General features: G+C 63.5%; 12 protein-coding genes. 6 read left to right on the top strand and 6 right to left on the bottom strand.

What is annotated here, in order from left to right; translation table 11 throughout:
* Window positions 1–393: 393 nt before the first annotated feature.
* Genes queE through ABY454_RS10990 form a run of 4 tightly spaced genes read left to right on the top strand, consistent with a single transcriptional unit; the run spans window position 394 to window position 2,919 of the window.
* Window positions 394–1,029, top strand: a complete 636-nt coding sequence (queE, locus tag ABY454_RS11005; protein ID WP_372930653.1) for a 7-carboxy-7-deazaguanine synthase — start codon at window positions 394–396, stop codon at window positions 1,027–1,029.
* Between the two features lie 59 nt (window positions 1,030–1,088).
* Window positions 1,089–1,469 (top strand): 6-pyruvoyl tetrahydropterin synthase family protein, encoded by a 381-nt coding sequence (locus tag ABY454_RS11000; protein WP_372930651.1) that lies wholly within the window; start codon window positions 1,089–1,091, stop codon window positions 1,467–1,469.
* Window positions 1,470–1,472: 3 nt separating this feature from the next.
* The gene (queF, locus tag ABY454_RS10995) at window positions 1,473–1,934 is read left to right on the top strand and encodes a preQ(1) synthase (RefSeq protein ID WP_372930649.1); all 462 of its coding nucleotides are present in this window, start codon (window positions 1,473–1,475) and stop codon (window positions 1,932–1,934) included.
* A 4-nt stretch (window positions 1,935–1,938) separates the two neighbouring features.
* Window positions 1,939–2,919 (top strand): DUF1835 domain-containing protein, encoded by a 981-nt coding sequence (locus ABY454_RS10990; RefSeq protein ID WP_372930647.1) that lies wholly within the window; start codon window positions 1,939–1,941, stop codon window positions 2,917–2,919.
* 6 nt (window positions 2,920–2,925) lie between these two features.
* On the opposite strand, the gene kdsA is transcribed toward ABY454_RS10990, so the two are convergent.
* The 6 genes from kdsA to tpiA all read right to left on the bottom strand — a co-directional run bounded on the left by kdsA (window position 2,926) and on the right by tpiA (window position 7,796).
* Window positions 2,926–3,777: a 3-deoxy-8-phosphooctulonate synthase gene (gene kdsA / locus ABY454_RS10985; protein ID WP_372930645.1), complete on the bottom strand. Its 852-nt coding sequence runs from the start codon at window positions 3,775–3,777 to the stop codon at window positions 2,926–2,928.
* Between the two features lie 58 nt (window positions 3,778–3,835).
* A complete protein-coding gene (locus ABY454_RS10980; protein ID WP_372930643.1) occupies window positions 3,836–4,258 on the bottom strand; it encodes a GFA family protein in 423 nt (140 codons plus the stop codon).
* A 15-nt stretch (window positions 4,259–4,273) separates the two neighbouring features.
* Window positions 4,274–5,902: a CTP synthase gene (locus ABY454_RS10975; RefSeq protein ID WP_372930641.1), complete on the bottom strand. Its 1,629-nt coding sequence runs from the start codon at window positions 5,900–5,902 to the stop codon at window positions 4,274–4,276.
* Between the two features lie 90 nt (window positions 5,903–5,992).
* Window positions 5,993–6,361, bottom strand: a complete 369-nt coding sequence (gene secG / locus ABY454_RS10970) for a preprotein translocase subunit SecG (protein WP_372930640.1) — start codon at window positions 6,359–6,361, stop codon at window positions 5,993–5,995.
* The gene (locus ABY454_RS10965) at window positions 6,358–6,924 is read right to left on the bottom strand and encodes a hypothetical protein (protein ID WP_372930639.1); all 567 of its coding nucleotides are present in this window, start codon (window positions 6,922–6,924) and stop codon (window positions 6,358–6,360) included. The genes secG and ABY454_RS10965 overlap by 4 nt, the downstream gene beginning before the upstream one ends.
* Before the next feature lie 98 nt (window positions 6,925–7,022).
* Window positions 7,023–7,796, bottom strand: a complete 774-nt coding sequence (gene tpiA / locus ABY454_RS10960) for a triose-phosphate isomerase (RefSeq protein WP_372930638.1) — start codon at window positions 7,794–7,796, stop codon at window positions 7,023–7,025.
* Window positions 7,797–7,968: 172 nt separating this feature from the next.
* Between tpiA and ABY454_RS10955 the strand changes: the two genes are divergently transcribed.
* The gene (locus tag ABY454_RS10955; protein WP_372930636.1) at window positions 7,969–9,870 is read left to right on the top strand and encodes a SurA N-terminal domain-containing protein; all 1,902 of its coding nucleotides are present in this window, start codon (window positions 7,969–7,971) and stop codon (window positions 9,868–9,870) included.
* A partial coding sequence (locus ABY454_RS10950) for an anthranilate synthase component I family protein (protein WP_372930634.1) occupies window positions 9,867–10,960 on the top strand: 1,094 nt, incomplete at its 3' end. The genes ABY454_RS10955 and ABY454_RS10950, both read left to right, overlap by 4 nt.

The raw sequence follows: 10,960 nt of genomic DNA, 5'->3' as shown, positions 1-10,960 counted from the left end.
TGGCTGCGGCGAATGTCCGGCCTGCGAACTCCGCGCCAAGGGCTATTGGGAATGGCAAGCCTCCTCCAGCGGTCGCGCAACCAAAGCCGCTAAGTGACCGCCAGACAACGCTTGGTTCAGGCTGCGTTCAGGTGGGTTGCGACGTCTTGCTCGTGACGGCGGCGAACCCGACAATAAAAAGGCCGGCCACGAGAAGGCCAGCCGCTGTCGTCACCAACCCGCCGGAAAAGGTCATTCCGGGCAAGTACACGCCGCCCGGCGAGAAAAAGGCCGAGTAGCTCTGGATAGGTGGATCGCCCGGGCATCGCGCTCGATTCAGATGTCCGGGCGATTTTACGTTGCGGCACCTCGGCACTTGCTCGCGGGACGCGAAGGCGTCAAATTCCGCGCCAGATGTATACCGTCAAGGAAATCTACTACACGCTGCAAGGCGAAGGCGCCCAGGCCGGGCGGCCGGCGGTTTTCTGCCGCTTTGCGGGCTGCAATCTGTGGTCGGGCCGCGAGGTGGATCGGGCGCAGGCGATTTGCGATTTCTGCGACACGGACTTTGTTGGGACCGATGGTCCGGGCGGCGGCAAGTTCGCGGGCCCCGATGCCTTGGCGGTGGCTTGTCGCGAGACCTGGCGCGGCAATTCGGGCACGCCGCCCTTCGTCGTACTGACCGGCGGTGAGCCGATGCTGCAGGTCGATAAGGCGTTGGTCGATGCCTTTCACACAGTCGGCTTTGAGGTGGCCATCGAGACGAACGGCACCCTCCCCGTGCTCACCTCGATCGATTGGGTCTGCGTCAGTCCGAAGCCCGGCGCGCCGCTCCGGCAGCGCTCAGGCGATGAGCTGAAGCTGGTCTATCCGCAAGACAGGCTGTGGCCGGAGGAGGTCCAGACGCTCAATTTCAGCCATTACCTGCTGCAACCGTTGGACGATGGCACCGGCGGCGTCAAACATCTGCAGGCGGCCATTGATTATTGCCTGGCCCATCCCAAATGGCGCTTGAGTCTGCAGACCCACAAATTGCTGGGCCTGCCGTAAACGTCGCGAGGCTGCTCTAACCTCTGGTCCGGTCACGCGAAATCCCCTAAACAGCCCCTATGCGTATCTACAAAGAATTCTTCTTCGAGGCGGCGCACTTCTTGCCATCGGCGCCACCGGGTCACCCGAATTCGCGGGTGCATGGACACTCCTTCCGTGCGCGCATTAGCGTGGACGGCGAGCCCGACGAGGACACGGGCATCATCGTGCATTTCGATGAGTTGGACGCCGCCGTGGCGGAGGCGCGCGACGCGCTCGATCACCGCATGCTGAACGAGGTCGAGGGCCTGCAATATCCCACGCTGGAGCGCATCGCCATGTGGCTGTGGGACCGGCTGCACAACCGGCTTCCCGGCCTGGTCGAGATCGTGGTGGCGCGGGATTCCTGCCACGAGGGCTGCGTTTATCATGGACCGCCCATGCGGCTCGCTGCGGAGTAGACGATGACGCGCAAGATCACAGGCCTGCGGCAGCTTGGGCAAGAGACGAAAGTTCCTGGCTCGCCTGAAGAGGCGGTGCTGGAGCGCGTCCCCAACCCGCATGCGGACACGGCTTATGTGGCGCGTTTCACCGCGCCGGAGTTCACCTGCCTTTGTCCGGTGACGGGGCAACCGGACTTCGCACATTTCGTCATCGACTATGCGCCCGGCGCATGGCTCTTGGAGTCGAAGTCGTTCAAGCTGTTTCTAGCCAGCTTTCGCAATGCGAGCGCGTTCCATGAAGATGCGACCCTCACCATCGGTAAGCAGATCGTGGACTTGATCGAGCCGTCTTGGCTCAGGATCGGCGGTTATTGGTATCCGCGCGGCGGCATTCCCATCGACGTGTTTTGGCAGCATGGTACGCCGCCCGAAGGCGTCTGGATCCCCGACCAGGGCGTTGCGCCTTATCGGGGACGCGGTTGATCGGATGACCGACCTGGTCATCACCAACGGCGATGTTGCGGGCGAGCTCCTGCGCAAGACGCTGATCGGCGCCGAGGTCTTGCCTTGGCGTGACGTGTTGCACGAAGGGCCGGTGCCTCTCACCGACACGCGAGAGGCTCTTGCCAAGGCCCGCGCTGAATACTTGGCCGGTTTGGCCGGAAGTGATGTCGGCACCATAGAGTTCGAGATGACGGCGCGTGACCGCGGACTCGGCATTAGCGCTGAGTTCGATCGCGTCATGCTGTGGTTTGAGCACGACCTATACGACCAGCTGCAACTCTTGCAGGTCCTTGATTGGTTCGCCGATCATCCGCCTCAAGCCGGATTGCTTTCGCTGGTCCAGGTCGAGGACTATATCGGCCGCCAAGAACCTGACGCGATTCCGCAACTTGCGGCGTCTGCGGTGCCGGTCACGCAAGCGCAGCTCGATCTGGCCAAACGCGCATGGGCCGCTTTTCGTCAGCCGACTCCCGAAGCGTGGGCCGCGCTGCTCGATGAAGACCTCTCCGTGCTTCCGTTCTTGCACGCGGCTGTCGTGCGGATGCTGGAGGAACTTCCGGGAGTGGATGGTCTTTCCCGCACAGAGCGGCAGATGCTTGCAGCGATCGAAGCCGACGAGTCCGCGACCGCGCTCGGAGCCTTCGTCGCGGTGCAGAAGATGGAAGACGCCGAGTTCATGGGCGATTGGAGCTTCTGGCGATTGCTGGACCAGCTTGCGCTTGCCGACGAACCGTTGATTGCGGGATTGGAGTCCGCGCCGTTTCAGTATCAAGATCCCGAACTTGCAAAGGCCTATCTCACCAGCCGCTTGAGCCTGACATCGCTCGGCAAGGCGGTGCTTGCGGGCGGCGCCGATTGGGCCAAGCACCGCGCAGTGGATCACTGGTGGGGCGGCACGCACCTCACGGAAGACAATCTGTGGCGCTGGGATGGTGAAGCGGCGCGTCTCATTGCGCCGGCGTAAAACGTCTTAGGCTTGGGACTTCACTAAGCGGTCGATTTCTATCAATTCGGCAAGCAGCGGCTCCAGCTCTTTCAGCGGCACCATGTTGGGGCCGTCCGACGGCGCTGCGTCCGGGTCCTGGTGGGTCTCGATAAAGAGCCCCGACACGCCGACGGCCGTGGCCGCGCGCGACAGCACCGGCACGAAACGCCGCTCGCCACCACTCGAGGCGCCCTGCCCGCCAGGCTGCTGCACCGAATGGGTCGCGTCGAAAATCACCGGCGCGCCGGTTTCGGCGAGGATGGGCAGCGCGCGCATGTCAGAGACGAGCGTGTTGTAGCCAAACGACACGCCGCGCTCGGTGACAAGCACGTTGGGATTGCCGGCACTCGTCACCTTCGCCACCACGTGCCGCATGTCCCAAGGCGCCAAGAATTGTCCCTTCTTGACGTTCACGGGTTTGCCCGTCTTCGCCGCCGCCACGAGAAGATCGGTTTGGCGGCACAGAAAGGCCGGGATCTGCAGGACATCCGCCGCTTCAGCGGCAGGCGCACACTGCTCCGGCTCGTGCACGTCCGTGACGACGGGAAGCCCGGTCACCTCGCGAACCTCGGCAAAAATGGGGAGTGCTTGCTTGAGCCCGAGCCCCCGGGCGCCCGCCGCGCTGGTGCGGTTCGCCTTATCGAAGGACGACTTGTAGACGAGCCCGACGCCGAGTTTTGCGGCGATTTCTTTCAGCGCGCTGGCCATCTCCAGCGCATGGGCGCGGCTTTCCAAGACGCAAGGTCCCGCCATCAGCGCCAGCGGCAAGTCATTGCCGAACCTGACATTTCCGATGGCGACTTCGGCCGCTGGGGCGGGTTTCATGGCTTCGTTCATGGGCGATTTCCTTGGGGCGGACCATGGGGCTATGGCCCAGAGCCGTCAACGGGGAACCCTAGTTCTCGTGACGCCGCCATTTGGGGCGGCTCTTCTCATAGCGATACTTCACGCTCGGGATTTCAGGCAGCCAAGGCTCGCGCCGTATGGTCCAAAGCTCGTAGGTCGGCTCGAAGCCCCCGATGTCGTCGAGCGAGCCGGGATGCAGATAGAACTCGTCTGTCCGCCCGTACGTCGAATAGACCGGCGCCCCGCACTCGGCGCACGCATAGCGGCGGACATGTTCGGTGCTGGCGAAGGCAATCACGTCGCCGTCGACGCTCACCGCCTCCGGGTCGAACACCGCATAGAAGCTGAACGGCGCGCCATGCGCTTTCCGGCAGGTCAGGCAGTGGCACAGGCCAATGCGGTACGGCTCCCCCCTCGCCTCGACGCGCACCTGACCGCAGGCGCAGGAACCCTTGTGACGTGTCTCGGGCATGTCAGGTCGACGGCACTAGACCAAGCGGCTCTGCTCGACCGCCGCGCCAATGAACGACTCGAACAGCGGGTGCGGCGCGAAGGGCCGCGACTTCAGTTCGGGATGGAACTGAACGCCGATGAACCACGGATGCTCGGGAATCTCGACGATCTCCGGCAGAAGGCCGTCGGGAGAAAGGCCGGAGAATCGCAAGCCCGCCGCTTCCAGCTTATTGCGGTAGCGCATGTTGACTTCGTAACGGTGCCGATGGCGTTCGGAGATTTCCGTGCCGCCATAGATCTCCGCCACTTTGCTGCCTTTGGCGAGCGCCGCGTCAAAGGCGCCGAGCCGCATAGTGCCGCCGAGATTGCCGTTCTGCTCGCGGCGCTCCAGCTCGTCGCCCTTCATCCATTCGGTCATCAGGCCGATCACTGGTTCTGCCGAAGGCCCGAACTCTGTGGAGCTGGCGCCTTCGATGCCGGCGAGGTTGCGCGCGGCTTCTACCACGGCCATCTGCATGCCGAAGCAGATGCCGAAATAAGGAAGCTGCCTGGTGCGCGCAAAACGCGCGGCTTTGATCTTGCCCTCGGCGCCACGCTCACCGAACCCGCCCGGCACGAGAATGCCGTTGACGTTCTCCAGATAAGCGGCGGCGTCCTGGCTCTCGAAGATTTGCGCCTCGATCCACTCCAGATTGACCTTCACCTTGTTGGCGATGCCGCCATGCACGAGGGCTTCGTTCAGGGACTTATAGGCGTCCTGCAGCCCGGTATATTTGCCGACAATGGCGACGGTCACCTCGCCGTCCGGCTCGGCGATGGTCTCGGAGATTTGCCGCCACATGCGAAGATCGGGATCGGGCGCATCGGTAATGCCGAAGGCCGCGAGCAGCTCCCGGTCGAGCCCCTCTTCGTGATAGGCGATCGGCACGTCGTAAATGCTCGCCACGTCGAGCGCCTGGACGACCGCTTCGGGCCGCACGTTACAGAACAGCGCGATCTTGCGGCGCTCGTCGGGCGGAATGGTCCGGTCCGCGCGGCACAACAAGACATCCGGTTGGATACCGATGGAGCGCAGCTCCTTGACGGAATGCTGCGTCGGCTTGGTCTTGAGTTCGCCCGCGCTCGGGATGAACGGCAGCAGCGTTAGATGGATATAGGCGCTTTGGCCGCGTGGCAGCTCGTTGCCGAGCTGGCGGATGGCTTCGAAGAACGGCAGGCCCTCGATGTCGCCCACGGTGCCGCCGATCTCGCACAGGACAAAGTCGACATCCTCGTTGCCCGTGGTGACGAACGCCTTGATGGCGTCGGTCACGTGGGGAATGACCTGAACCGTGGACCCGAGATAGTCGCCGCGGCGCTCCTTAGCGATGATCTCCTGGTAGATGCGGCCCGTGGTGATGTTGTCTGCTTGGCTCGCCGGCCGACCGGTGAAGCGTTCGTAGTGCCCAAGGTCCAGATCGGTCTCAGCGCCGTCGTCGGTGACGAACACCTCGCCGTGCTGATAGGGGCTCATGGTTCCCGGATCGACGTTCAAGTAGGGGTCGAGCTTGCACAGGCGGACGCTAAAGCCCCGCGCCTGTAGAAGCGCTCCGAGCGCTGCCGAAGCGAGCCCCTTGCCTAGTGAGGAAACCACGCCGCCGGTAATGAAGACGTACCGCGCCATGGGCCTCGACCTTATACCGAGTCCACGCCAAGGCGTAGCCCCATCATGGGTGGGGAGACGTCTTGGAGCAGAATTTCTTGTGTGAAACGCCTATTGGGATTGCGGTGCTTGCGGCGCGGCGGGCGTATCCGATGTTTTGGGCGCTGGCGTGCCCGGAATCTGAAGCGGGTTCAGCCCACCTTCACCGCCGCTTCCCGACGGCAGGATGCTCGGCGTGTCGCCCCGCTGCTGGGTCGCCAGGATCGAGAGGGTCAGGCTGGTGACGAAGAAGCATGCCGCCAGGATGGCCGTCGTCTTGGTCAGGGCATTTCCGGCGCCGCGGCCAGTCATGAAGCCGCCGCCACCGGCGCCGCCACCGCCGCCAATACCAAGCGCGCCGCCTTCGGAGCGTTGGAGCAGGATGACGCCCACCATCGCGAGAGCGATCATGACGTGAATCAGCAGAATTACAGTACTCATTGTGTCGCCTTGTTCTCGGAAGGCGCTGTCTTATCCGAATCCGCTATCGCTTGGCTAGGCCCTGCTTCGGCTTCTTCGTCGGCAGCGGTCGTAATGTCGCCTTCTCCGGCGCTCTCCTCGCCTGCAGGCGGGTCGGCCTCGACGGTCTTGGTATCGGATCGAGAGGGGTTGCGCAGGGGTAGGAAGGACGTGGCTGCAACCCCTGCGAGAATCTTGGGCGCGCCGTCGGCGACGTATGTCGGTACGGCCGGCTTGCGGTCGGGAAGCGGTGGCGGCAGGGGCTTGGGAATGCGCACCCCGTCGGTCCGGCAGCGGAAGGCCACCTTCTCCTCCACCTGTAGATATTCGCGAATTTTCTCGATTTCTGCGGCGTCGTGGAGGTTCTCCTTGACCCAATCTGGGCCCTGCTTGAGAGCCGTCTTGATCTTGGGCGTGAGCATTGTGCGCTTTTGCGATTCGAGTGCCTTGCACTCTTCACGCTCAAGCGGCTCCGCGCCGGCGCTCATGGGCGCGGCGGTAAAAGCGGCAAGCAGCGCGATGGCAATCGGGCGCAGCTTTGACATCTCATTCCCGGGATCGTGGTTCCCCCGCCATCCTCAGGTGGATGGCAAGGCGAACCTTATCTGATTTGCAAGCCGGGGCCCAAGGTTTTCGGGACCCGCTACGTGGCCGAGTCGCTCCGATAGACAGCGAGAATTTCGCAGAAATCTGAGGCCTTTAGGCTGGCGCCGCCGACCAGGGCACCGTTGACGTTGGGGATGGACATCAGCTCGGCGGCATTGCTGGGCTTGACCGACCCGCCATAGAGGATTCGCGTGGCGCCGCCTTGGTCCGGCCCCAAGACCTGGCCCAGGGTCTCCCGGATGACCCCATGCAGCCGGGCCACGTCCTCAGGCGTGGGCGTGAGGCCAGAGCCGATGGCCCAAACAGGCTCGTAGGCGAGCACGGTGTTGGAGCCTTGGGCGTCTTCCGGCACCGATCCCTGGATCTGAGAGGTGAGGACGTCGACGGTCTCGCCGTCGCGGTGCTGCTCCTCTGTCTCGCCGATGCAGACGATCGCGGTCAGCCCTGCGCGATAGGCAGCGCGTGCCTTGGCGTTGACGGTTTCACTGGTCTCGCCGTGGTCGATGCGCCGCTCGGAATGGCCGACGATAACGGCCGTGGCGCCCGCGTCGGCCAGCATTTCGGCGGAAATGTCGCCGGTATGGGCGCCACAGGGAAGCGGATGGCAATCCTGGGCGCCAAGCGCGATCGCGGTCTCGGCGAGGACGCTGGCGGCGCGTGACAGGAGGGTCGCAGGCGGGCAAACCATGACTTCGACCTCCGGGAGCGGCGCCTTCTCCAGCCGATCCCGCAACGCGACTAGCTCGCCAAGCGCGCTGCTGGTGCCGTTCATCTTCCAATTGCCGGCGACAAGCGGTCTGATCGCAGTCACGTCCCCTCCTCGGTCCCTGCTAACTGTGGCACTTGAAATGCGGATTTTCAGGTATTTCTGCGTGTTGCCGCGCTGGCATTGGCTACCTATGATGCGCGCGCCGCGCTGGAGCGTCTTAGCATCGGACGCCGGCGCGGATTTGGCAATTGATCACAGAGAAGGTTTTCGAGGCGTGGCACTCGACACATTGCGCAAAGGCGCTGCACGAACATTGGGTCTGATCTTGGTTGCCCTGCTGGTGGTGAGCTTCGCCGTCTGGGGTATTGCAGACATCTTCACCGGCTACGGCCGGCAAACCCTGATCAGTGTTGGCGATACGGATATCAGCTCGCAGGACTATGCCCGCGTGCAGCAGGATGTGCTGCGCTCGATGAGTCAGCAGCAGGGACGCAGCCTCAGTCTGCAGGAAGCGCGAGCCGCCGGGCTCGACACGCGTGTCCTGGAGCGGCTCATCGGCGGCGCTGCCGTCGATACCCATGCGAAGCACCTGGGCCTCGGCGTCAGCGACGATGCGCTGCTCGCGCAGATCATGAAGGATCCGGCCTTCCAGGATGCGTCGGGAAATTTCAGCCCGCTCAACTTCCAGGCCGCCTTGCGCAATATCGGCATGAACGAAGCGAGCTATCTTTACACGCTGCGCGAACAGAATTTGCGGCGGCAGCTGCTCGTCACCGTTGGCGAAGTGGCGCAGAGCCCCAAGGCATTGATGGATGCGCTGAACCAGTTCAACGAGGAACGGCGTATCCTGAAATATGTGCTTGTGCCGAAGTCGGCCGCGGACGGCGTTGGCGCGCCGACCGACGAGGACTTGAAAAAGTTTTACGACAATCACCAAGCGAAGTTCACACAGCCGGAATACCGCAAGGTCGGTGTGCTCGCCGTGACACCCGAGACGGTCAAGGACGAGCTCAACATCACGGAAGACGATCTCAAGGCAACGTACGAGGCCAAGAAGGAGACGCTTGGGAACGTGGAGCGCCGTCAGCTCCAGCAAATCGCTTTGCCGGACATGGCAGCCGCGAAAGCGGCCCATCAGAAGATCACCTCAGGGACCGATTTCGTCGAAGTCGCCAAGGAGCTGGGTCTGACTGAGACGGACATCGATCTTGGCACTGTTTCGAAGAAGGACTTCGCCGATGTGGCGATCGCCGAGGCGGCGTTCAAGCTGGACAAGGATGCCGTCAGCGAGCCCATCGAGGGCAAGCTTGGAAGCTTCGCGGTCGTGCGGGTGGTCGAAATCGAGCCGGAGAAGATTCCGACATTCGACGAGGCGAAGGCCGATCTGGAGAAAGAGATTCTCAAGGACCGGTCTTCGGGCGCCATCTTCGACGTGCATGACCAGGTTGAGGACGAGCTCGCTGCGGGATCGACGCTCGAAGAGGCGGCGGGCAAGCTGAAGCTCGATTACAAAGTGATCGATCAAGTCGATCGCGAGGGCCGCACACCGGGCGGGTCGGCGGTCACGCTCCCGGCGCAGAAGGATCTGCTGATCGGTGTGTTCGCCACCGATGCCGGGATCGAGAACGATCCGATAGATGCGCGCGACGAAGGTGTCATCTGGTACGAGGTCCTCGGCGTGACGCCCTCGCAGTTGCAGCCGTTCGACGAGGTTCGTGAGGCAGTCGAGAGCGACTGGCGGGGTGAGGCAACGCGGAACCAGGTCTCCAAGTTCGCGCAAGGCTTGGTCTCGGCTTTGAACAACGGCAGCAAGACGCTGGACGGCGTCGCTCAAGAGCTCGATACGGAGATCCTGCCGACTTCGGCTTTGAAACGGGACGACATCACCGTGAACGTGCTGCCCGCCGCGGTGTCCCAGGCCTTCACTTTGCCGAAGGGCGGGTTCGGTTCGGCGCCCTCGGGCGTCGACGAAGGCCGCATCGTGTTTCAGGTCGAGGACATCGTCGCAGCGCCGGTACTCGATGAACGCGTCAAGAAGCGGCTGAATTCCCAGATCGGGCTCTTGCTCAGCGAGGATACGATCGCGGAGTATTTCAGCGCATTGGAGAGCCGGTATGGCGTTCGCGTCAATCAGCAGGCTCTCGCCAAGCTGGTGGGCACCAGCGAGGAGCCATGAGCCCGGCGCCGGTCCCGGTGACACCCCTTCCGCGTGACGGCGGTTCGGCCCCGGTCGAACCGGACTTCGGGAGCTTTGCGCGTCTGTATGACGACGGCGTGCCGCAGGTCGTGTGGACGCGGCTCGTGGCCGACCTGGAGACGCCGGTTTCGGCGATGCTCAAGGTTGCGCATGAGTGGCCCAACAGTTTCCTCTTGGAGTCCGTCGAGGGCGGCGCCACGCGCGGCCGCTACTCGATTATCGGCTGTGAGCCGGATGTCATTTGGCGCTCTGAGGGAAACACCGCAGAAATCAACCGGAGCCCGCAGGCCGATCCGGACGCGTTTGCGCCGACGTCTGAGTCCACGCTCGCCTCGCTCCGCGCTTTGCTCGCGGAGTCCGCGATTACCCTGCCGCATCAGCTGCCGCCGATGGCGGCCGGGATCTTCGGCTATATGGGCTACGACACGGTCCGGTTGACCGAGGATCTGCCGGGCGGCAAGCCCGACCCATTGAACGTGCCGAGTAGTATTCTCGTGCGGCCGACGCTTATCGTCATCTTCGATAGCGTCAAGGACGAGATGACCGTGGTGACGCCAGTACGCCCGGCGCAAGGCGTCAGCGCCAAGGCGGCGTATGCGCGGGCCGCGGACAGGCTCAACGTTGTTCTGGAACGCCTTGACCAGCCCCTGCCCCACGGTGGCGAGCTGGGTGCGGATGCGCCTCATCCTGAGCCCAGGTCGACCACGCCGCCCGAGGACTACATGGCGAAGGTGGCGCGCGCCAAGGAGTACATCGCCGCCGGCGATATCTTTCAGGTCGTGCTCAGCCAGCGTTTCGAAGCGCCATTCGAGCTTCCCCCGTTTGCGCTTTACCGCGCCTTACGGCGTGTGAACCCCTCTCCGTTTCTCTACTATTTGAACTTCGGCGACTTCGCCGTTGTGGGATCCAGCCCCGAGATTCTCGTGCGCGTGCGAGAACGCGAGGTGACGATCCGACCGATCGCAGGCACGCGGCCCCGCGGCACGACGCCTGAGCAAGACAAGGCACTGGCCGAAGAGCTCCTGGCCGACACGAAAGAGCGGGCCGAGCATTTGATGTTGCTCGACCT

It is taken from the genome of Methyloceanibacter sp. (assembly GCF_041573655.1).
In the GTDB taxonomy this organism is placed as follows: Bacteria; Pseudomonadota; Alphaproteobacteria; order Rhizobiales; family Methyloligellaceae; genus Methyloceanibacter.
This window is presented reverse-complemented; position numbering and strand designations above follow the sequence as displayed.